We start from the raw sequence: 21,098 nt of genomic DNA, 5'->3' as shown, positions 1-21,098 counted from the left end.
GATCAAGATCTCTGCCGCTCGACCAAATGCTGAGAGGATCGATCGATGACACGTCGGATCGGGGGACTCGCTGCCGTCGCAGCTCTCATCATCATGGGAGCGGATGTGGGCAGGGACGCCATGTTCACGAGTCTCTTCGATGGAAAGACCCTGAACGGCTGGTCGGCCGAGCATACCGACCGCTTCTCGGTGCGCGACGGCGCCATCTTCGGCGACGGCGGCGTCGGCTGGCTACGATGGGGCAAGCCCTACGCCGATTTCGAATTCGAGGCGGAATATCGCGCCATTCAGAAGGGTTCCGACAGCGGGATCTTCTTCCGTGCGAGCCAGGAAAGCGGGACGCAGGATACCTTCTGGCCGGCTCGCGGCTATCAGCTTCAAGTCGCGGACGGCGACAACAACCTCATGATCCTCGGCCACGGAACACCGCCACCGACTTTCGACCGCAAGGCCGACGTGCTGAAAGGCTCGATGAAGGGCGTCGGAGAGTGGCAGACAATTGTCCTGAAGGTTGTCGGCAAGCGGGCCGAGGTGGTGCTGAATGGGAAACTCATCACCGTGACGGAAGCCATCACGCTCAAGGATGGATTCCTTGGCCTCCAGGGGGAGAACGGGCAATTTGAGTGGCGGAACCTCAAGCTCAAGGAACTGCCCGCGACCCAGTGAGCATCGGCTCTCAGCGTTCCGGAGCGTCGGCACCTTCATCCCAGCAGAGCCCGACCTCGGCGAGTTCCTCGGCCGGGATTGCCTGGAAGTGACTCAAAAGGAAATCTCGACCCCAATCCTCATTCTCGATCGCGTCGAGAGGAGGGAGGTCGAGAATCCCGAAACGTTGTACAAGGAGTTGGTAGGCCTCAGAGACCCCCAACTCCACGATCGGTATTAGCGCCATGGCGACGAGGGACGACGTCCCGGCCCCGACTCGACGATGATTGGGGCAAGTTGCCAGAGGCCATTGCCTCGGCTGACCCAGCGGAAACCCGGAGGGGTGTTCAACTCGCCACCGCCTCCTTGCCCGCGACCGCCTCGCTCCTCGGCCTCGACGCTGCGCAGCTCATTCCCCGCCGCGAAGTAGATGAACGTCGCGAGGAGGATTTGCATCAAGCTGCTGTCGCTGGAGCCCGTCAGGAAGAGGACGAGGTTGTAGGTTCCATACAGAACCGCCAGGAGCCGGCCGAGATTCGCTGCGATGGAGGTCGCCCGTTGCCGGCCGAACCAGCCGCTCAGGACCGCACGCAACACGCGGCCGCCGTCCATCGGGAACGCAGGAATCATGTTGAAGGCGGCGAGCAAGCCGTTCACCACCATCAGGTTGAGCGCGAAGACTCGCAGCAATTCCGAGCCGTCGAGGAGCGGCGTCGCGAAGAGGAACAGGCCCAGGACGACGGCGATCGCCACGTTCACGGCCGGCCCAGCCACCGCGATGGCCAGTTCCACGCCGGGAGCTTTCGGCAACCGACGAAGTCGGGCGATGCCGCCGATTGGATAGAGCGTGATGTCCTCCGTCTCGATCCCGAAACGCCTCGCCATCAACGAGTGGCCGAGCTCGTGGAGGAGCACGCAACCGAAGGCGGCACCGACGAGCGCCATGCTCAGGATGCCGCCATTAAACGCGAGAACATAAGCGAGGACCAGGAACAGCGTCGGGTGCACGTAACAGTCAATACCCGCGAACTGTCCCAACTTCCAGGAGGTGCGCATAGGGGAGATGATCCTTTCTCAAAGGGCAGGGCCCCTCGATCCTATTGTAGTTCGCACTTTCGCCCAGGAAAGTTCGGAACTCGGCGCGCAACTCATTCTGCCCGGAGGGATCGGGCGGTTTCGCGAGAGATTCGAGCTTGGAAATCGTTTGCGTTTCAGTTGATGGGGGCGGAGTCGGCTTCAGACTTCAGCGTTCCAGGATACCCGGGCGCGGGATGACGAATCCTTTCACCGCGACGTCGATCTGCGGCCATTGCTGGGCCGCCGTGACATTCTCGTAACCTCGCGAGTCGACCACGACCGTGTCGCACGACCGCGCGGCACCGACGCTCGGGCTCCAGCAGAGCGGGGTCCCGTGATTCAAGGCCAGTGAGCTATCGGGCAGCAGCAGGGCCTCTCGGGGGGCGTAGCCGGTCAGGAAACCGAGGTAGTCGAGCGTCCATTCGTGAGGCCGATCGAACTTCTCGTAGATCCGGCGCGCCTTGCGGATCACCTCTGAAACGGTCTCCTGGGGCCTGGAGAAGTAGATGCAGGTCGCATCCACCATGGCCGCGAGGCCGTGGCACTTCTTCAGCTCCTCATCGGCAGGCCCGAACGATACCGTCCTGGAGAGCGAGGCGCAGAGGCCATGGCGTCGACCCGTGGCGGTGATCGTCACCTGTCGTTCGATGGCCGCGGCCTTGAAGGTCGGCTGGCGGTAACGTGCCAGGCGGTCGTCGCAGGCGACCCGCAGGTCGACGGGCACGACCCCTTCGCGAAGCAAGCGATGTGCGAGGTGCCCTGCCAGGTCCGCTTCCTTCTCCCCCTGGTGGAAGTTGCGGCAGGTCGCCTCGACCGCGAGGGCCAGGGTCCGACCGAGCTCCCGATATCGCTGCCGTTCCAGCCTGGTCAGGGGAAGGCGAAGGGCTTTGAGCATGTCGCCAGCCTTGGGCCAGGGCGAGGCTCCCCCCGCCAGGTCGGTCACGACTCGCTTGTTGTGGCTCAACTCGGCGATGATTCGGTCGGGGTCGTCGAACCAGGGGCGTTCCTTGAGCTGGAAGCCCAGCCCGGCGAGCTCTTCCTCGAAGACGCGGGCGCTCTGGACGTTATCCGTGATGACCGCGCGGCTGCCGCGGTTGACATAGAGCAGGATCGACCCGAGCTCGAAACCGAGGTCCTGCCCCAGGTCGCCGCCCGAGGTGAACCAAGCGATCGAGTCGGCCCGGCCGAGGACGATCGCGTCATTGCCCGTGGTGTCGAGGAAGCCGCAGATCCTGCGGTGCTTCTCCTCGATGTCTTCCCGTCGACGTGCGAGTTCCTCGTCGGCGTGATCGGCCGTGGGGTCGGCCAGCGCCGGGAGTGTGTCCGTGTTGGGGCGGTCGTCGGCCGTGTGCGCGACGCGATCAAACTGAGTTGCGTCGCCATTCTGAGTCGTATCGTACGACTCAGCGTACAGGGACGCCATCCCGCCCGATTGGGAACCGGATGCCACGAGATCGCCTCCCATTTTCAAGCCAGGCAGACTCCCGTGGCGAGCCTCCGGCCCAGGTCCACGGGCGACTTTCAGATAGGATTAAGGATATCGTTTCAAGTCGGGCCCGGAAATGCAATACGGTGTTCAACCAAATTGCTGGCCACGAGTTGGATCGATTTCCGATGCGATGGACCGAACCACGTTCGCCGCAGGCGTTAATGCGTCGAGGCCGCCAGGTCCTTAATAGTGCGTGGTGGCGACAGAACGTTGTGCAAAAAGCTCACAACCTCGGGAAAGAGGTCGCGGTGCGTGAGGTTCAGATGAAAACCATGTCGTGCACTGTCTATCACGAGCAAACGATGTGCCACGCCGTTTGAGCTGAACTTGTGGGCGAGTGTCTCCGACTGCTCCAGCGGGACGAGGAAATCTCTTCGGCCGTGGATCAGGAGCGTCGGGGCCGATCGACTCGTGACGTGACTGATGGGTGAGGCGTCTTCGTAGCGCCTGGTTTCCGCCTGCGTTTTTGGGGGGTTGCCCATCAGCATGACGACGGGGATCGAGCCGAGGGGGCTGTGTCGGTAGAGCAGCTCGAGGTCGGCAGGGCCGTAGAGGTCGACCACCGCTTGGACCTCGCTCGAATCTTCGAGGGAGCCGGTTCGGTTCGCCTGGCCTGTTTCGGAGTTCGTCCCCAGGTGGAGCGCCAGGTGTCCGCCGGCCGAGGATCCGAAGGCCACGACTCGCCCGGGGTCGATTTTGTACTCGCCTGCATGACGCCTGAGCCAACGTACGGACTCACGGACGTCATCGAGATTGTCGGGCCAGCTCGAATAGGAAGGGCGCGAGAGTCGGTAGTCGACGGACGCGACGACGAAGCCGCTCTGGGCGAACCGGCTGGACATCCCTTCCAGGTCGACCTTACTGCCGCCTCGCCAGCCACCGCCGTGGATCGCCACGATCAACGGCCAACCCCGGGACGGGGCAGTCCCCTCCGGAGAGTAGAGGTCGAGGCGAAGACGTTTGCCCTGGACGACCCGATAGACGAGGTCGCGCTGGACCTGGACCCCCTTCGGAGGTTCGGCCCGGCGAGCCTCGCCGCGGACCAACAACCCGGTCGCCCCGATCAGCCCGAGCCAGGCACAGCAACGGATGAGCATCGTGCTCGAATGTAGGATTCTCGAGATCCTGTCAGGCCGATCCCCAGTCATTCCGAGGTCACTCCCGAGCGGTGCAGTCTGGGCGGCCATTCGCCCAAGGGATGTCCATGAGATCGTACGGGCTCCGGGAGGATTGGGACAGGCGCCAAATTCGGGATCGGTCCAGTGAAAGTGTCGACCCTGACGGTCGCTTCAGATCTGCCGATTCGGCGAGCGAGCATGCTCTAGCAATCGTACGATTTGCGATGCAATAGCAATTTGGTCCGCTATTTGCTCGACAGTTTCTTGTTGGGTTCATCTCGCCAGTTGAATCAGTCGAACATGAAAGATTTCGGAATTCCACAAGTGTGGCCGATAAGTTTCGCCGCATAATAGAGTCAGCTCCTTGGAAAGGGATAAGCCGATGTGGGAGGGGATTCCTGATAATTTGCGGGTGCTCCTCGTCGAGGATGCCCCCTTCTTGAGATATGCTTTCGGAAGGCTCCTACGCCTGAATGGCTTCGACGTACGCGAAGCGAACGACGGCCAGGAGGCGCTCGACTGCGTCTATGATTTTCAACCACAACTAGTCGTCACCGACTTGATGATGCCGGTCATGGACGGCGTGGAATTGATCCATCGCCTCCGTTCCGACCCGAGGACCGCCGACCTCCCGGTCCTGGCGATCACCGCCGACGCCTCGGAGCAGACTGAGATGAAGGCTCGCGAAGCAGGGGCCGTGGAGTTCGTGACCAAGCCGGTGGACCTGCCGACGCTGCTCGATCGGCTCCGATCCATGAGCCACTGAGGGCGAATCACCCGAGCGGGGCCTCCTCGTCGACGGTCACCCCATGTAGAATTGCAGAATCAAAGAGCGAAGGGGGTGACGACTCCCTTCATCAGCTCAGACCCGATCGACGCAGCCTAAAGTCGACGAGAACAACCCCAATGGCGACCGAACGACCCCTCTTGACCCTCTTGCAGCAACGCGAGATCGAGGCGCGGATCGTCGGGCCTCTCGTGCGGGCCTTCTCCGAGGAGTTCGGGCAGGAGCGTACTCTCGCACTGGTGAGGTCGGTGATCGAGGATCTCGCGAGGCAGAGCGGGGCGGATATGGCGATCCGATTGGGGGAGGACTCACTCGAGGCTTTCGCGGGCAGCCTCAATAAGTGGAGCGAGGGCGGGGCGCTCGAGATCGACCTGCTCGAGCAGTCGCCCGAGACCCTCTCGTTCAACGTCACCCGGTGTCGCTACGCCGAGATGTACCGCTCGCTTGGCCTGGCCGACCTCGGCTCGAGCCTCTCCTGCCAGCGCGATTTCTCCCTGGTCGAGGGTTTCAATCCCGAGATCGAACTGACTCGCACACAGACGCTGATGGAAGGGGCGCCTTATTGCAACTTCCGTTTCCGGTCGGACGTGAAGTCGTCGGAAGATCAGCCTGCCTGACTCATACTTCTCACACTTTCCGCCATCAATCCTCAAGTCCTCTGGACAATTTCCCGATTATCGGGATTGTACCGGTTGTCGTGGCACGCCCTCTCCGCGCCCGGAGGGGGCGGGCTTTCGCCAGCAGAACGAATTCGACGGGCCCAAAGGAAGGGGCACTTGCATGGCGAGCGGAGCTCACCGCACCTCTCGGCTGGCCTACCCTGGCACTCTTGCGATGCTGGGCCTGGCGCTGGCATTCCCGATCGCCCTGATGGTCTTCAATCCGACGCTCATGTTTGAGCGAGGTTGGGAGCAATACGTCGGGACGGGCATCTACTTCTGGGCCGTGCTCACCCTGGCCAGGGAGCTCTCCTGGCTCTGGAAGAACGAGAGTGCCTTCGAAGAGGCACCCGCACTCCTGAAAGGCCTCGCGGCGAAGAAGAATACCGCAGGCAATCTTGCGGCGGCACCGGCCAAGGCTGAGACCGACGATCGCCGGCTCCTACCCGGCCGGATCCGGCAACTCTCCGGATACGTCGAGGAGGCCCGATCCCCCTCCGTGGCCCAGCTCATGGAGCTGAACCGGGAAGGCTCCGCCCTCGACCAGGAGCACGCCGCGGGCCGGTTCACGCTCACGCGGTATATCCTCTACCTCCTGCCGGTGATCGGCTTCATCGGGACGGTCGAGGGTATCTCCAAGGCCCTCATGAACATCAGCAAGGTCCTACCGATGGTGAAGGACCTCGACGGTTTCATGAACAACCTGACGAGCGTGACCTCGGCACTTCAGGTTGCCTTCGACAGCACCTTGCTCGCCCTCTTCCTGAGCGCGGCCCTGATGCTGGTGCAGACCCTCGTGTACCGACGCTCGGAAGACTTGCTGGCGAGGATCGATCGCTGGGTCGTCGAGCAGGTGCTGCCCAAATTCGGCCGGGATGATTCGACCGGGGCGGGGCTCGCCACGGCGATCGCGACCCAGTTGGAAAAGCTCCGCGTGGAGCTCGCCGCCCTGATAGAACCGGCGGCGAAGGCCTTCGAGTCCCAGACGTCGCGCTGGACCGAGGCCCTCGTCGGTCCGATCGAGCAGTTCTCGAAGTCGGTGGACCGCCTTCCGATGTCGATGGCGGCCTTCCAGCGCGGGGCCGAGGCGATCGCGGCCATCGGCGGCGACCTCGAATCCCTCGGCATGGCGACCGAGTCCATCCATCGGGGCTCGAGCGCCCTCGTCCGGATCGAGTCGAACCTCGCGAATCAGGCCGTGCCTGCCGAGCATTTCGACGAGATCAAGCAGGGGATCAACCGGACCTGCATGGCGATCGAGTCGCTCTCGAGCTCCTGGACGAGCGCCTACGAACGGTCGAGCCGGACGACGCAAGAACAACTCGCCCGGACGCTCAACAGCCTCAAGGACGCGCTCGACCTGCTCAACGTCAGCATGGAGCAGGGCAACGCCCTCTATCGCAACATCGTCAAGAAGATGTTCGATGAGCGGGCTGCGGGGCAAGGTAACGACTCGATCCGGGCTGCCTGAACGGGAGATTGACGCATGCGACGATCGCGGCGCAACGGGCACTCGGCCCATGAATTCGGCGGCTCGGGCGAGGATTCGTTCGTCGCCGTCGTGGTCACGAAGCTGACCGGGGCCCTCCTGTTCATCCTGCTCCTGACGATGGTGATCATGGCCTTACTACCCAAGGCCATCGATCTCCCAGCTTCCGACACCAAGTCCGGCAAGTCGGAGAGCGTCCCCCTCGCCATCGCGACGCCGGAGACCCTCCCCGAGGCGATCGCCGGGCGTCCATACAACGTGGCGCTCGCCGCGGTCGGCGGGCAGGGGCCTCTGCGGTGGTCGCTGGACGGCAAATTGCCCGAGGGGCTCGAATTCGACTCGGAGAGCGGCCTGTTGCACGGGACGCCTCGGAAGGGAACCCCCGAGGCCGTCGGCGTCATGCTGAGAGTCTCGGACGGCACGGATCGGGCGGCCAAGCCTGCACACATCCTGGTCTATGAGTCGGATCGACCCCTGACGACGCCCTCGAAATGGGCGCCGACCTTGCCTCCGATCCCCTGGCGAGCCTGGGCAGAGCAGGGGGTGGGATTCATCTTCCTCTGGCTGGTCCACTCAGTCTGCATGAATGCCCTGCGTTCGCTCGAGCGGCGTTCGCTGGCGGGCGTCGAGGAGGAGCCGGAGCCTGAACTCAGGGCCCGGACCATCGCGAGTCGCTACTTCGTCTACAAGTCAATCGTCCGCCTGACGACCCTTGGGACGATGGCCGCGCTCGTCATCTGGCTGCGTCAGCAGCCGGGCTGACCCGAGCCGTTATACGTCAGAATTCGATCCCGAAGATTCGCTCGAGGTTGCCCTCAATGCGAATCCGGAACTGGCATATCAATGAATTCCTTCATCACATCTTCCTCGGATCGCCCCAAGAATGTTGGGACGATCCGAGGAAGTTGTCGCTTACCTATTTTGAGGTGGAGACTCTCCATCGATTCTCATAGCCCCTGCGCACTGAGCGAGGCCGCCAGGCGCAAGCACCAGGAGGTTGAAGATGGCCCGAATTCCCGCACTCCTGCTGAGTATGTGTCTCCTCGTCCTTGCACTGGCATCTTATTCCGAAAGTCAAGCGCAAGACCCGGGCGGTGACCAGGGAGGAGGCGGGCGCGGTGGCCGCGGTGGCCGCGGCGGATTCGGAGGTCCTGGTGGGCCTGGAGGATTCGGGGGTTTTGGTGGTTTCGGCGGCTTCGGTGGCTTCGGCGGAAGTACGACCGCGTTGGTGAACAATGAAGCGGTGCAGGAAGAGATTAAACTCACCACCGACCAGAAGAAGAAGTTGACCACGATCAACGAGACGGTCAATCGCCGTCGCGAAGAGATTTTCCCCAAGAATCAGCAGCGGGGCAATCGGGGGCAGGGAGGGGTCGACCAGGGGGGACAGAACGGTCCTCAATTTGATCGCGAAGCGTTCCAGGCGAATATGGAAGCCATGCGAGCCTTGAACGAGGACCACGAGGCGGCGATCGGCAAGGTCCTGAACCAGAAACAGAAGGTTCGGGTCAACCAGATTAGCCTCCAGCAGCAAGGCCCGCTCGCGGTGGCTCGGCCCGAGATCGCCGAGAAGCTCAACATGAGCGAAGAGCAGAGCGAGCAGATTCAGGCGATCCTCCAGGATGCGGGGAACGCCCGCCGTGAACTGATGCGTAACGCCTTCGGCAATCGCGGGCGTGGCGGCAATCGTGGTGAGGACGGCGGCCCGAATGCTGGTGGCCCCGGCGGCGGCGGGAATGGTGGCAACCGCGGCGGTCGCGGCCGCGGCCCTCAGGCCAAAAATGACGACAACGCCGCCGACGCCAAGGCCAAGACGAAGCCGGCCGTCGTCGACGACGAAGATGCCCCCGCACCCACCCCGGCCGCCCAGCCCAAGAATCAGGACGGGCAGAATGGTGGCGGTCGCGGTCGTGGTCCCGGCGGTTTCGATCGGGATTCCCCCGAGGCCAAGGCCCAGTTCGAGAAGATGCGGAGCGAAGGGGAGAAGCTCCAGGACCAGACCATCGCGGCCGTTTCCAAGGTCCTGACCAAGAAGCAGAAGCTCGCCTTCAACAAGATGCTCGGCGAGCCCTTCGACCTTGAGAAGCTTCGTCCCGGCGGCGGCCCTGGCGGTCGTGGACCGCGTCCCGACGCCAAGGACGCCGACACGAAGTCGACCACCAAGGCGACCGGCAAGTCCTCCGAATCGACCGCCAGCTCCTCAACTTCCAAGAAGAAGGCGGCCGCGAAGACCCGCAAGACCTCGGGCACGTCCTAAGGCTTCGACGGTCGCGAATTTTGAAAATTGGTGAGGCTATGAAGGGGCCAGGCGCCGGTTTCGACCGGTAGCTTGGCCTTCCTCGCTTTTTCGGGTTCTAGTATAAACGCCCACGCGATAGCCTGCGTCTCATCGATCCAAGGAGGGGTCGTAACATGCCTGCTCGTGATGGAAAACTCTTCCTGGGGATCACGTTCGTCCTGCTTGCCGGGCTCGCGAACACCTCTCGAGGCCAGGTCCCGGTCCTCCCCAACAGTCACCTCGGGCACCGAACCGCCCCCATCCTCCTGCTGACCCGGGCCGACGTCCGGGCCGAGTTGGGTCTTACCCCCGAGCTGGCGCAAGAGTGCAATCAACTTTGCGAACGCCTGCATCGCAAGGTGAGGAGCCTCGCCGGCAGGACCGACGCCGCCGTCCTCGAGGCGCGAAAGGCGATCGACCTCGAGCAGCAGCAATGGCTCAAGACCCACCTCAATGAGAAGCAGATCGAGCGGCTCGTCCAGATCGACCTGCAGTGGGAGGGTCCGTCGTCGATCTACAGCCGTCCTATCGTCGTCGAGACCCTCGGCCTGACGACCGAGCAGCGCGAGGCGCTCAAGCTCGTCGTCCAGGACTGGCAGGCGAAGCGGCGTGCAAACACGAGCATCCCCATAGACACGAAGGCCTACTGGGGGCAAGTCCTGGCGATCCTCTCCGAGCCCCAACGCGAGGTCTGGGCAGAGATGCTCGGGAAGTCGTTCACGCCCCAACCCGAGGCGGCGCCGGCCACGGCCGCCGCGAAGGATTCCAGGGCCAAGCGCTAGGCGTCCATCCCTGCTCTTAACTGATGGGTGGGATCAGGCGTGAGGGGTCGAGCCGAGCGTGAGACGCTCGAAATCGGGATTACCTCGGAGCCGATCGAAGTCCGACTCATCGGGGATCAGGGTCCGAAGGTTGGGGTCGAGGTCGAGCGCCACGCTTAGCTCGTCGAGCGCCTTCGGCGTGTTGCCGGCGAGACTCCAATAGCAGGCCAGGTTGTAGTGCAGGAGCGGCTCATCCGAGTGCACCCGGCCGGCGCGCTCGAGGGCGTCGATCGCCTGGGCCAACCGATGGGTTCGCTTGTAGCACCAGCCCAGGGCGATGGCCACGCTGATGTCGCCGGGGCGGAGCGCCGCCGCGACCTCGAGGGGTTTCAAGGCTTCTCGATACCGGTCGAGCGACCTGAGGGCTTCCCCCATGAGGAAGCTGGCCTCGAATTGCATGGTCGGCCAATCGGCTCGCCGCTCGAGGATCTCCAGCGCGCGTTGCGGGAGATTGAGCATCAAGTAGCCTTCGGCTTCATCGAGCTGACGCTTGATCCGGTCGCGGATGATCCGGCCCATCGCTCCGCCGTCTCCCCTGATCGTCCACCCTCGATACCCTTCGCCTTCCGCCAGGGCAGGAGTCGCACGGTTTGTGTATCCGTGTAAGCTTACCCCATGATATGGGAGCGGGGAAGAGTGATCGATCCCACGAGGGGATCGCGAGGGTGGAAGTCGGTTGCTAGAGGATTTGTGGCAACTTCCCGGGGTCGGGCCTGGTCTGAGAAGCCCCGATCCCGGGTCTAAAATGACACTCGGCCGAGATGATGCCTCCCCTTCAGGAAGCATCACATCGGCCGAGCGTGCCAGGCGAAGTTGATTCACTACTCTCAGAGTCGGCGATTCAGCCCGAGGTCTCCACCATTTTGCAGCGACGACTGGAGCTTCTCTCGGTAGGTTCCCTCATCGGCGCTCAGGGCTTTTTCGCCCTCGACCAGGTCGGGGATCTCGAAATCGTCGGTCGACCTCTGGGCCAGGGCCTGGGCCCGGACGTCGATGCCATCGAGGTTCTCGAGCTTCGATCGCCAACGCGAAGGGATCGAGTCGACCCCATAATGGGCACCGAGCATGGCGCCGAGGATCGCGCCGGTCGAATCCGCGTCGCCGCCGAGGTTGATGACGTCGATCATCGCTTCTTCGAAGCTGTCGGTCGTCACCAGGAGATAGAGGCAGGTCGGGATCGCGGCGGGGGGGAAGCCCATCGTCGCTCGCTTGCAGGGCGGCTCGGCACCGTGGGAGTTTGCCTCTTCCACCAGGCCGGCGAGGGCACGCTCGCGAGGGACCTCGAGCAGCTTCTCGGTATGGGCGAGGGCGTTCGACAGGCTCTTGCTGTAGAGCCGGGCCGAGGAGACCACGTCGCCGTAGCGATTGACGATCTTCGCCTCGTCCTTGGCGACGTCGGCGGCGACCCGAAAGAGCAGGCTCGGATCACGGGGCTCGCCGTCGAGCAGGCGGCGGACCGCGTGCGTCACGGCCATCGCGCCGGCGAGGCTGCGGATGTCCCGGTGGGTCATGAGGCTGGCCGCCATCGCGGCGCCGAACATGGCCTCGGTGTCGTCCCTGTCGAAGTACAGGGCGACCGGGGCGATCCTCATCGCGGCGCCGATTCCGGCCGATTCCTGGCCCGTCTCCCGGGGAGAGACGCCCCGCTCGAGGGCGTTCAGGACCTGCCGGAAGCTCCGACCGACGCCACGGTGGGCTCCGATGTAGGAACCCTTCGGGGTCGCCAGGCGGAGGTACACGTCGGCGAGCCGATCCGGATCGATGCCGCCGCATTCGAGCAGCACGTCGGAGAGGGCGAGGGCCTGCTGCGTGTCGTCCGAGTACAGGCCGGGTCTCCGCCAGCGATACGGCTTCTTCTTCCAGGCTTTCGCGCCGTCAACGAAGTCGACCACCGCTCCGTAGTGGGCCCGGATCTGCTGCGCACTCAGCCCCTCCAGAGGGGCGCCGAGGGCATCTCCAACGGCCAACCCGAGGAGGCATCCTCGGACACGGTCGAGGCGGGATATTTGGGGCATCGGCTCAAGGCTCCTTCGGATCACGGGGTGATCAACCCAACGCAGCGATCCCCCTTCTCGTCGGGACGCAACGAACTCTAACGACGGTACGAAACCTCGCAAAAGGAAATCCAGCCGAGGCCCCTTTTCTGGCGTCTTTACGACGCACCCATGGCACCACGGGGGCTTGGCCCCCGTTCATCTTAGGGTCACTGACGGGGCCGTGGCTTTTTTTCCGAAGTCTTCACGAATCTCCCTCGCGAGGTCTGACCAGTTCCCGTCGCCCAGCCGCAGTTTCGGGGCCGGATCTGAACAATCGGATAGTCGTGATCCTGGGCCCGAAGGCGGGGTCGGACGAGAGATTACGATCTTGTGCGAAGAGCCACAACACGGATGACCACGACTTTGTTCATGCCCGTAACTATCGGCGTGTCCAAAGCGTCGAGAGCACCCGAGTCGCGGTGAATCGGGCCAACACGTTCATCCTCGTGGCGCAACCGCGCGGAACGTTGCGACGAGCGGAACCCGGCACGACCTCGCCTCAAGGTCTCCGCTCGCCTCGCCGGACTCGCATCTCGAAATTCCAGACACCAGACCGTGAAGGGTTGACGACCAAATTGTGAGTATAGAGGATTGTGCGACGATTCACACCTGAATCACCCCATTACCCATAAGATTCGCCCAATTGGGGGTCGTAACTGATGAGGTTGTCGCTGCCCTTGTCGCTGAAAGCCGCTTGTCTCACCCTCGTCGCCGTCGCTTCGGCCGTGGCGCAGACGCCTTACGGCGATGTCAGCGAGGTGAAGAAGGCGAAGCCGGAAGACTGGAAGGATGTCGCGGCCGTTCCGCCTCCGCCGGGTGCTCTGGTCCTCTTCGATGGCACCAACCTCGACTCCTGGGTGAAGCAGGCGGGCAACGGCGTCCCCACCTGGCAACTCGTCGCCGGCAAGGCGATGCAGGTGCAGGGGGGGAGCATCAAGTCGAAGAAGGAATTCGACGGCCATTTCAAGCTTCACGTCGAGTTCCGAACCCCCTACATGCCCAAGGAGACCGGCCAGGCACGGGGCAATAGCGGGATCTATCTCCAGGGGCGATATGAAGTCCAGATCCTGGATAGTTACGGGCTCGTGAGCCAGGACAACGACTGCGGCGGGATCTACAAGGTCGCGGCGCCGAAGGTGAATGCCTGCAAAGGGCCGACCGTATGGCAGAGCTATGACATCGACTTCCGCGCCCCCGTCTTCAAGAACGGCGTCAAGACCCAGCCGGCGATGATTAGCGTCATTCAGAACGGCAAGCCGATCCACGAGAACGTCAAGATCGAACTGGATAACACCGTCGCCGGCATGGGTGGTGACCCCAGCAAGCCCGGCCCGATCATGCTCCAGGACCACGGCAATCCCGTCCAGTACCGCAACATCTGGCTCCTGCCGCTGAAGTGACCCAAGAGGCATCTTGATGGCGTTGTCTCCGGCGGCGACTCCCGGATCGGGCCAAGCGGGATGAGCATTCATCCTGGCGAATCGTCGTCGTCGCTGGAGTTGACGCCCAACCGCCGGGATCTGATGAGGCTCGGCCTCCTCTTCGGCTCCCTCGCCTTTTGCCAGGGGATCTGCGAGCCAAGCGAAGGGCTGAGTGCCCAACCCGTTCGCTCCCTCCTGCTCTCCTGGAGCAATGGGGTCGCGAGCGTCGCCGCCGTGGCTGGAGTCGTCGCCCTCCCCTGGATCCTCAAGCCCGTCTTCGGGCTCCTCACCGACTTCGTGCCGATCGCCGGGTCACGCCGACGGAGCTACCTCCTGGGAGCCGGCATCCTCTCCACCCTCAGCTTCCTCGCCGCCACCCTTGCATCATCTCGGGTGACCCTGCAACCCTGGCTGATCGCCTGGCTCGCGATCGCGTCTGCGGCGGTTGCCTGTGCCGATGTCGCCACCGACGCACTCATGATCGAGTTGGGTCAGCCGTTGCGGTTCACCGGGAGGCTCCAGGCCATCCAGTGGGGATGTCTCTATGCCTCAGGCCTCGTGGTCGGCGTCGTCGGGGGGGCTTTGAGCGAAGGGCAGCGTCAGTGCTGGGCGATCCTGGGATGCTCCGCGGTGAGTTGTGTCTCGCTTCTGATGATCATCACCTCGGCGCATGAACCCCGTCGCATCGTGACGAGTTCCGGGCTGATGCAGGCCTCGCGGAGGGTCGTTCATGCACTCCAATCCCCGACGATGCTTGCCGTGGGAGGCTTCCTCTTCCTCTGGAATTTCAACCCGTTCTCGAACGCGGTGCTGCACATCCACCTGACGCGTGGGCTGCAATTCTCCGAGCAGGTCTTTGGCCTGACGATCACGACAGCCTCGCTCTCATCCATCGTCGCCTGCGTGCTCTATGGGACGTACTGCCGACGCATTCCGATGGCGACGCTCGCCCGTCTCTCGATTGTCCTGGGAATGGTCAGCACCCTGGGATATCTCCTGGTCGAGGACGAACACTCCCTCGTGCTCGTCACCATCGCGACGGGCTTCACCTACATGACAGCCACCCTGATCCAACTCGACCTGGCGGCGAGGGCCTGCCCGGGAGCCCTCGCTGGGACTCTCTTCGCCACGCTCATGGCCCTCGAGAACCTCGCCGCCTCGCTCTCGACGACGCTCGGCGGTTTCATCTACGAGGCGGCGCAAGGACCTTGGGGAAGCCGGGCAGCATTCCGATTTCTCGTCCTGGTCGGTTGCCTGACCTCGGCCGGCTGCTGGCTCTTCCTCGACCTGATCCCGTTCCGGGATCTCTCGGGCGAGTCGAAGGACGACGCTCAGTTCCCTTGAATTTGCGGTCAACGCAAAGCTATGGGCGATCACGAATGTGGATGCAGGACGCCCTTCGGCTCGAAAAGCGATTGAGTCCGCACGATCGCATGTTCTTCGGGGAAGGTGTGGAAGGTCTGGACGCTCAGACGGCTCATGCGGGACTCCACGAGGATGTGACTGATCGGCGCGGGGGAGAGCCGGCTTAATGGGGAGAAGCGGTGGAAGAGGCCACCACGCGAGGCGTCGAGCGTGACTTCTTCGCAGAGATGCGAGAAGACTTCGGGATCGACGCGCTCGACCTCGAAACAGGCCTGATACGAGACGCCCCCTTGCGGCTCGAGCATGGTCGAGCGCTCGTGGCGGACGGACGAGTGGAAGAGCAGGCCGGGCTCGGGCAGGAGGGTCTCGGGTCCGGCGAGGACCTCGGTCAGGCGGACCTCGCCGAACCGGAAGGTGATGGCATGGCCCCCTTCGATGATGCGGACGTCCGCCTCCCAGGCATCCTGCGTGAACCGGCGATGGGCCCGCATGGCGAACCAGTCGGGGTGAATGGCCCTTGCGAAGACCTGGAAGTTCAGGTCGGCGACTCTCGATCTTCCGAAGCTCACCCCCATAGAAACTCTCCCTATTATATTTATCAGACCCATCCCTTCGGGACACCGCACCGCGAGGCCGTCATGGTCACCCATGATAAGTATAATCGAGAACCTCGCCTGCCTAGTCGCATTTTGTCATCGGCCGTGGCCATGCTGACCCGGCATGGCTGCGCCCAATGACGGGGCGTCAGCCCGCCTTGACCGTTCCGGCCGGGGCCCGTACACTCCCGCCGCTCGCGAAGCCCTGTTCGTCGTCGAGTTTTTGTCTTCCCCTATCGAGCGTGATGCCCACACGCAACAGGGAAGTGCGCCCAGCGGAGCCTCGCCGTGGAAGCTCATCCCACTTCGGTCCTTCCGATCCGTGCCTGGAACGCCTGGCGCGACCGCGGCACGCGTTATGCCTTGCACAAGGCGCTCCGACGCTCACTGGGACCCTGGCCCGACTGGAAGCGCCGCTTAGTCTACGCCGACCCCCGGGAGTATTGGACACTCCGGGGCGGAGATGACTACTTTCGCGAGCAGGAAGGCCAGGCCGAACGGACCCGGCGCTCGGATTGGCTCGCCGATCGGATCGCCTCGTATCGCCCGACGTCGATCCTTGAGATCGGCTGCGGCTACGGCAAACAGCTCCGCGCCCTGCGTTCCCGACTGGCCGACGTCCCACTCGCGGGGGTCGACTTCAGCCCGTCGCAGTTGAACCAGGCCGGCGGCTACCTCCAAGGTTTGAAGGATATCACGCTCATCCAGTCCTCCGGCGCGGCCCTGCCGTTCGAGGACGGGGCGTTCGACCTCGTCCTCACCTCGGCGGTGATTCTCCACAACCCGCCCGAAGTCGCCGAGCGGATCCGCAATGAGGTCCTCCGGGTCTCCAGGCGCTTCGCCGCCCATAATGAAGATACGGACCTCAGCTACAATCGTTACGGCTACGACACCGCGGCCTGGTACCGCGAGCGCGGGATTCACCTCGCCGAGGTCGGTCCGATCCCCGGCCTGGTCGATTCCGAGCATTCGCAATTCTGCGTGGCCGAGTTGTGGCGACGTTGACCCGCCCGCCTCAGGCCCGGGGCAAGACGGAGGGGGCCAGCGCGGAGGGTCAGAAGACCGTCCGCGACAGCCTCATCGTCACGATCGGCGGGCAACTCGAGCGCGCGATCGGCACCTTCACCTCGCTCGCTCTCCACTGGGGCCTCGACGCCGCCAGGCTCGGGATTTACGGGGATCTGCGGCTCTACCTCGACAACACGAACCGCTCGAGCCTCGGAGTGAGCCTCGGCGCGGTGCAGGAGATCCCGATTCTACGAGCCGCCGGACGCGAGGACGAGGCGGATCGTCTCGGCAATATCGCTTACACGACGAATACGATTACGTGTCTGGCCTATGCTCTGGCCTTATGCGTCTGGGCCTGGCTGCGTCGTCCGCTCCTGGCGGGCAACCCTCGCGAGGCCGAATGGACGTGGGGCCTTGTCATCATCGCCGGCCTGACACTCATCAAGCGGTATGAAAGCTTCCTAATCGCCGTCCTTAGAGCCCATCGCGAGTTCGTCCTCACGACCAAGCTCGATATTCTCGAGTCGTCGGTCTCGATCGTGCTCGTCTCTCTGGGGCTCTGGCTCGCCGGATTCTGGGGCCTGCTGGGGGCCGTCGGACTCATCCTGCTGGTCAAGATCGCCTATCTGCACCTCCGCCATCCCTTACGGTTCCGCTGGGAGTGGCACACCCCCACGACGGTCCGGCTGATGAAGGTGGGCCTGCCGATCCTCCTCAATACCTCGCTCTTCGGTGCGGTGCTGACCTTCGATCGGACCATCATCCTCTGGCGAATTCCTGATGGTGAGACGGCGTTGGGCCTGTACACCATCGCGATCATGGGCACGAGTTGGAGCCTCGACCTGGCGGGACGCATCGTGCTCGTCATGTACACGGCCTTCCAGACGACCCTGGGTCGGACATCCGACATCGCCGAGGTCGCCCGCCAGGCGATGCGAGCCACCGAGGTCCAGGCCCCGATCCTAGCGGCCGGCAGCGCGATTGCCTACGTCGTGGGCCCGACGTTCCTCGGCACGCTCATTCCTCGCTACGCGGAGGGCCTGCCCGCCCTTCGCCCATTACTCCCTGGCGTGGTCCTGCTCGGCCTGGCCTGGCCTGCTCGTCAGATGCTGATCACCATCGAGCGGCCCTATCGACTGGGCCTGGCCACACTCGCCGGGCTCGCCGTGATCGCCGCCGCGGCCACTCTCGGGGCCGATCGAGCCGGGATCGTCGGCGTGGCGTGGGGGATGTCGATCGGTTACGCAGCGGTGGCGCTCTTCACGAGTGCCGCGGCGATCGTGCCCCATCTCGGCTATCGAACCTGGTTGCGACATCTAGGCCACCTGGGCACGACATTGGTCTGGTTTCTCTCGGCAACGCTCATCACGGCGCACCTCCCCCTGGGCGGCATGAATCGCTGGGCGGAACTTGCGATTCGGTGCTCGATCCTGGCCTCCTGGGGATTGCCGACGCTCTGGGTCTGGGGCTCGCGGAACGACTGGGGAGGGATGGGAGGCTGGCTCGCGCGCCGGAGATCGGCAAGACCCGTCACGTGATCCGGTGGAACTTTCGACGAGGCACGGATGCTTGATCTCGCGTTTATGCTCGTGCTGACGGCCTGGTCCCTGGGATTCGGCCTCTGGATCCTCGAGCGTTTCCGCGCAGTGCCCGAAGCCTTGATCGATGCAGCCGGTCTCGCGACCTCTGTTGGCCTGGGGAGCTTGGCCCTCGCCGTCCTCGCCCTGGGGGAATGTCACCAGCTTGGCCGAGGCGGTGTGCTAGCGGTTCTCAGTTTCGGTGCCGTGCTGGGAATCCCGGCGATCGCGCGACTCCGACTCTCAGGCTTGAGTCGAGAGCGAAACGCTGAGACCAGGCTCGACCTCCTCGACCGTGCTCTCCTCGGGCTCTTTCTTCTGACCTTCATCGGCACCCTACTAACTTCGCTGGCTCCGGTGACGGATGGCGACGCCCTCTGCTATCACCTGCAAGTCCCCAAGGTGATGCTCTGGGAAGGCCGGGTCTTCTTCGATCCCGACCTGCACGAGACCGTCTATCCGCTTGTGACGGAGCTTCTCTATGCGGTCGGCCTCATGTTCCGAGGCCCGGTCGCCTGCCGCCTGATCCAGTGGGTGCTCGGCCTCGTCTTCGCCGCGAATGTAACCGCACTTGCGAGGACGAGTTTGGGAGTTCGAGCCTGGTGGGCCGGCGTATTCGTCCTGCTCGTCCCGGCGATATCGAACGGCATGACGGCTCCCTTGAACGACGTAGCCCTCGCCGCGTTCGGAAGTTCGGCGTTAGTGGCCTGGCTTCGAAACTGCGATCGGCCCTCCTGGGTGTCGTCGCTACTGGCGGGGGGGTGCCTGGGAATGGCCCTGGGGGTGAAGTACCCGGCACTGGTCCTCGCCGGGGTTCTTTCGCTGGCGTTTCTCGCCCAGGCCGTGCAAGGCACTCGCCCGATCAAGTTGTCGGTGTGGGATTTCTCGGTCTTCGTGGCTGCGGCCGTGGTGGTGGGGGGCCCCTGGTACTTGAGGGCCTATCTGGCGACGGGGAACCCGGTCTTTCCCTACTTCCGCCAGGTATTCGGCGGTGCAGGACTTGACGAGGTCCTCGACGTTTCCCGGCGAGCTATGCCGGTCACCCCCTGGAATATCCTCACCGTCCTCAGCCGGATGACCCTCGAACCGGATCGCTTCGACAGCTTCTCGCATCAGTTCGGGCCGATCTTCCTGCTTTTCCTGCCCGCGTTGCTGCTGGAGAGAGCCCCTCGCCGCCTCCTCGGCCTGACGGCCGTCGGCTTGGCCTACATGCTGCTTTGCACGACTCAGCGACAGAGCATGCGATTTGTCCTCGTCTCGCTCGGCCCGATGGCGGTGGGCGTGGCCTGGCTCGTCGACGTCTGGTGGCGGCGTCGCTCGTTGCCCTCATTGGCGATGGTCGCCGTCTTGATGTTGAGCCTCGGGTTCGAGACCTCGCTGGCATTGGCTCGGGTCCGTCACGGGCTCCCGGTCATCATGGGTCGAGAGACCGCTTCGGATTACCTCAGCCAACGTGAGCCGACGTATCCCGTCGGCAACTGGATCGATTCGCATCTCCCGGCCGACGCCCGGCTGATAGGCCAGGATCATCGTGGGTTCTATCTGCCTCGACCTTATGCGATGGAACTCGCCCATCGGCGTCGCACGAGCCTCGGAAGAAACCAGGAAACGGCTCGGGAGGTTGCGGAGACGCTTGCCGGAGAGGGCTTCACGCATCTCTTGCTCTGCCCGCCCGTCCCCGAGACGGCGGTTGAGTTCGACCCGACCCTCGGACGAATCATGGCCGACTGGCTGGAGACTCACGAGCCGGTCTATCGCCGTGATTTAAAGGATGCGGACGGCGTCTTGCGTCGTTACGCGATCTACGAATTGAGGACGCCCACGCTTGCTGCACGTTCGGGAGGGCTCCGACGATGACGCGATCGCCGACCCTGGAAGAACTGAGGCGGACGGTCCACAAGCAGAGGCATCGGGAGATCGGCAACTGGCTCGCCCGCCGCGTCTCTCGGCCGATGGCGGTTTATGGGACATGGTTGGCCGTCCGCCTGCGACTCTCAGCCCATCAAGTGACGCTGCTGGCGCTCGGTGCTGAGTTCATCGGTGCCGCGGCGATCGGGAGCGGTACTCGAGCGGGTTTCATCGCGGGGGCGGTCCTGCTGCACGTCTGGTACTGGCTCGACCACGTCGATGGCCAGGTCGCGCGGTGGTGGAAGACGGCGAGCCTCGACGGCGTCTTCTTCGACTATCTGATGCACCACACCTGGAACCTCGTGGTTGGCTTCGTCCTCGGATACGGCATGGCCGCGAGAACCGGCGACCCCGCCTGGGCGATCGCCGGCGGCTCGATGGCCCTGGGCTGGTCGATCCTCGCCCTCGCCAACGATTGCCGCTACAAGGCTTTCTTCCAGCGGCTCAAGCGCGAGGAGACGATTTACCGGATCGACGGTGGTAGCGGCGGGAAGCCCGCGCCGGCCCCGTCCTGGCCGCGACGTGGCCGGGGCATGCTCACCTGGCCCGCGTACAAATCGTGCGAGCCCCACGTCATCCTGCTGGGATTGACGCTGATGGCCGGCTTCGCCGCCTTTGTTCCGGAAGTCTGGCTCGCGTCGTGGCGCTGGTCGGTTCGAGGAATGGCCATACTCGCGCCGATGCTGGCGACGGCTCGTTGTGCTCGCGTCGTGGCCCGGGGCGCGGTCAACGCCGAGTTCGACGCCTGGTTCCACCCCTGGATGGAGCCTGGACACTCAACGGCCACCGATTACGATAGGACTCGCGTCTGAGGTCACCTCGTT

General features: G+C 63.9%; 19 protein-coding genes. 13 read left to right on the top strand and 6 right to left on the bottom strand.

Features of this window, described 5'->3' with window-relative positions:
* Positions 1-45: 45 nt before the first annotated feature.
* On the top strand, positions 46-666 hold the full coding sequence (locus ACOYYX_RS33030; RefSeq protein WP_422926920.1) for a 3-keto-disaccharide hydrolase: 621 nt from the start codon (positions 46-48) through the stop codon (positions 664-666).
* Between the two features lie 216 nt (positions 667-882).
* Here ACOYYX_RS33030 and ACOYYX_RS33025 read toward each other — a convergent pair whose 3' ends face one another.
* The 3 genes from ACOYYX_RS33025 to ACOYYX_RS33015 all read right to left on the bottom strand — a co-directional run bounded on the left by ACOYYX_RS33025 (position 883) and on the right by ACOYYX_RS33015 (position 4,308).
* Positions 883-1,701 carry a site-2 protease family protein gene (locus tag ACOYYX_RS33025; protein ID WP_422926919.1) on the bottom strand — a complete coding sequence of 273 codons (819 nt, stop codon included), beginning with the start codon at positions 1,699-1,701 and terminating at the stop codon, positions 883-885.
* Between the two features lie 187 nt (positions 1,702-1,888).
* Positions 1,889-3,172 (bottom strand): M24 family metallopeptidase, encoded by a 1,284-nt coding sequence (locus tag ACOYYX_RS33020; protein ID WP_422926918.1) that lies wholly within the window; start codon positions 3,170-3,172, stop codon positions 1,889-1,891.
* A gap of 197 nt (positions 3,173-3,369) precedes the next feature.
* Positions 3,370-4,308, bottom strand: a complete 939-nt coding sequence (locus ACOYYX_RS33015) for an alpha/beta hydrolase fold domain-containing protein (protein ID WP_422926917.1) — start codon at positions 4,306-4,308, stop codon at positions 3,370-3,372.
* Between the two features lie 460 nt (positions 4,309-4,768).
* On the opposite strand from ACOYYX_RS33015, the gene ACOYYX_RS33010 reads away from it, so the two are divergent.
* The 6 genes from ACOYYX_RS33010 to ACOYYX_RS32985 all read left to right on the top strand — a co-directional run bounded on the left by ACOYYX_RS33010 (position 4,769) and on the right by ACOYYX_RS32985 (position 10,324).
* Positions 4,769-5,095 carry a response regulator gene (locus ACOYYX_RS33010; protein ID WP_422926916.1) on the top strand — a complete coding sequence of 109 codons (327 nt, stop codon included), beginning with the start codon at positions 4,769-4,771 and terminating at the stop codon, positions 5,093-5,095.
* A gap of 140 nt (positions 5,096-5,235) precedes the next feature.
* The gene (locus tag ACOYYX_RS33005; protein ID WP_422926915.1) at positions 5,236-5,733 is read left to right on the top strand and encodes an L-2-amino-thiazoline-4-carboxylic acid hydrolase; all 498 of its coding nucleotides are present in this window, start codon (positions 5,236-5,238) and stop codon (positions 5,731-5,733) included.
* A 163-nt stretch (positions 5,734-5,896) separates the two neighbouring features.
* Positions 5,897-7,246, top strand: coding sequence for a MotA/TolQ/ExbB proton channel family protein (locus ACOYYX_RS33000; RefSeq protein WP_422926914.1), 1,350 nt, complete (start codon positions 5,897-5,899; stop codon positions 7,244-7,246).
* Positions 7,247-7,261: 15 nt separating this feature from the next.
* Complete coding sequence (locus tag ACOYYX_RS32995; protein ID WP_422926913.1) at positions 7,262-8,026, top strand: putative Ig domain-containing protein; 765 nt, start codon at positions 7,262-7,264, stop codon at positions 8,024-8,026.
* Between the two features lie 466 nt (positions 8,027-8,492).
* Positions 8,493-9,521 (top strand): hypothetical protein, encoded by a 1,029-nt coding sequence (locus ACOYYX_RS32990; RefSeq protein WP_422926912.1) that lies wholly within the window; start codon positions 8,493-8,495, stop codon positions 9,519-9,521.
* A 155-nt stretch (positions 9,522-9,676) separates the two neighbouring features.
* Positions 9,677-10,324 carry a hypothetical protein gene (locus ACOYYX_RS32985; RefSeq protein WP_422926911.1) on the top strand — a complete coding sequence of 216 codons (648 nt, stop codon included), beginning with the start codon at positions 9,677-9,679 and terminating at the stop codon, positions 10,322-10,324.
* Between the two features lie 33 nt (positions 10,325-10,357).
* Here ACOYYX_RS32985 and ACOYYX_RS32980 read toward each other — a convergent pair whose 3' ends face one another.
* Positions 10,358-10,882, bottom strand: a complete 525-nt coding sequence (locus tag ACOYYX_RS32980; protein WP_422926910.1) for a TPR end-of-group domain-containing protein — start codon at positions 10,880-10,882, stop codon at positions 10,358-10,360.
* Between the two features lie 308 nt (positions 10,883-11,190).
* A complete protein-coding gene (locus tag ACOYYX_RS32975; protein WP_422926909.1) occupies positions 11,191-12,378 on the bottom strand; it encodes an ADP-ribosylglycohydrolase family protein in 1,188 nt (395 codons plus the stop codon).
* Positions 12,379-13,076: 698 nt separating this feature from the next.
* Here ACOYYX_RS32975 and ACOYYX_RS32970 point away from each other — a divergent pair.
* Together ACOYYX_RS32970 and ACOYYX_RS32965 are read left to right on the top strand one after the other, a co-directional pair.
* Positions 13,077-13,799 (top strand): 3-keto-disaccharide hydrolase, encoded by a 723-nt coding sequence (locus ACOYYX_RS32970; protein WP_422926908.1) that lies wholly within the window; start codon positions 13,077-13,079, stop codon positions 13,797-13,799.
* Between the two features lie 60 nt (positions 13,800-13,859).
* Positions 13,860-15,164, top strand: a complete 1,305-nt coding sequence (locus tag ACOYYX_RS32965) for an MFS transporter (RefSeq protein ID WP_422926907.1) — start codon at positions 13,860-13,862, stop codon at positions 15,162-15,164.
* 29 nt (positions 15,165-15,193) lie between these two features.
* On the opposite strand, the gene ACOYYX_RS32960 is transcribed toward ACOYYX_RS32965, so the two are convergent.
* Positions 15,194-15,760 carry a DUF2617 family protein gene (locus ACOYYX_RS32960; protein ID WP_422926906.1) on the bottom strand — a complete coding sequence of 189 codons (567 nt, stop codon included), beginning with the start codon at positions 15,758-15,760 and terminating at the stop codon, positions 15,194-15,196.
* 309 nt (positions 15,761-16,069) lie between these two features.
* Between ACOYYX_RS32960 and ACOYYX_RS32955 the strand changes: the two genes are divergently transcribed.
* From ACOYYX_RS32955 to ACOYYX_RS32940, 4 genes are read left to right on the top strand one after another with little or no spacing between them, the layout of a single operon-like run.
* Complete coding sequence (locus ACOYYX_RS32955) at positions 16,070-16,786, top strand: class I SAM-dependent methyltransferase (RefSeq protein WP_422926905.1); 717 nt, start codon at positions 16,070-16,072, stop codon at positions 16,784-16,786.
* Complete coding sequence (locus ACOYYX_RS32950) at positions 16,783-18,327, top strand: lipopolysaccharide biosynthesis protein (RefSeq protein WP_422926904.1); 1,545 nt, start codon at positions 16,783-16,785, stop codon at positions 18,325-18,327. Before ACOYYX_RS32955 ends, ACOYYX_RS32950 begins: the two co-directional genes overlap by 4 nt.
* A gap of 27 nt (positions 18,328-18,354) precedes the next feature.
* A complete protein-coding gene (locus ACOYYX_RS32945; RefSeq protein ID WP_422926903.1) occupies positions 18,355-20,223 on the top strand; it encodes an ArnT family glycosyltransferase in 1,869 nt (622 codons plus the stop codon).
* Complete coding sequence (locus ACOYYX_RS32940) at positions 20,220-21,086, top strand: phosphatidylglycerophosphate synthase (protein WP_422926902.1); 867 nt, start codon at positions 20,220-20,222, stop codon at positions 21,084-21,086. The genes ACOYYX_RS32945 and ACOYYX_RS32940 overlap by 4 nt, the downstream gene beginning before the upstream one ends.
* Positions 21,087-21,098: the final 12 nt, after the last annotated feature.

The organism is Singulisphaera chitinilytica, assembly GCF_049331405.1.
GTDB lineage: Bacteria > Planctomycetota > Planctomycetia > Isosphaerales > Isosphaeraceae > PoT.
The sequence above is the reverse complement of the archived record's forward strand: the minus strand, read 5'-3'. Positions and strand labels throughout refer to the sequence as shown.

Coding starts and splice junctions, on each gene's coding strand:
- ACOYYX_RS33030 (WP_422926920.1), top strand. CDS start 46: ATGACACGTCGGATCGGGGGACTCGCTGCCGTCGCAGCTCTCATCATC.
- ACOYYX_RS33025 (WP_422926919.1), bottom strand. CDS start 1,701: ATGCGCACCTCCTGGAAGTTGGGACAGTTCGCGGGTATTGACTGTTAC.
- ACOYYX_RS33015 (WP_422926917.1), bottom strand. CDS start 4,308: ATGCTCATCCGTTGCTGTGCCTGGCTCGGGCTGATCGGGGCGACCGGG.
- ACOYYX_RS33005 (WP_422926915.1), top strand. CDS start 5,236: ATGGCGACCGAACGACCCCTCTTGACCCTCTTGCAGCAACGCGAGATC.
- ACOYYX_RS33000 (WP_422926914.1), top strand. CDS start 5,897: ATGGCGAGCGGAGCTCACCGCACCTCTCGGCTGGCCTACCCTGGCACT.
- ACOYYX_RS32995 (WP_422926913.1), top strand. CDS start 7,262: ATGCGACGATCGCGGCGCAACGGGCACTCGGCCCATGAATTCGGCGGC.
- ACOYYX_RS32985 (WP_422926911.1), top strand. CDS start 9,677: ATGCCTGCTCGTGATGGAAAACTCTTCCTGGGGATCACGTTCGTCCTG.
- ACOYYX_RS32980 (WP_422926910.1), bottom strand. CDS start 10,882: ATGGGCCGGATCATCCGCGACCGGATCAAGCGTCAGCTCGATGAAGCC.
- ACOYYX_RS32975 (WP_422926909.1), bottom strand. CDS start 12,378: ATGCCCCAAATATCCCGCCTCGACCGTGTCCGAGGATGCCTCCTCGGG.
- ACOYYX_RS32965 (WP_422926907.1), top strand. CDS start 13,860: ATGAGCATTCATCCTGGCGAATCGTCGTCGTCGCTGGAGTTGACGCCC.
- ACOYYX_RS32960 (WP_422926906.1), bottom strand. CDS start 15,760: ATGGGGGTGAGCTTCGGAAGATCGAGAGTCGCCGACCTGAACTTCCAG.
- ACOYYX_RS32945 (WP_422926903.1), top strand. CDS start 18,355: ATGCTTGATCTCGCGTTTATGCTCGTGCTGACGGCCTGGTCCCTGGGA.
- ACOYYX_RS32940 (WP_422926902.1), top strand. CDS start 20,220: ATGACGCGATCGCCGACCCTGGAAGAACTGAGGCGGACGGTCCACAAG.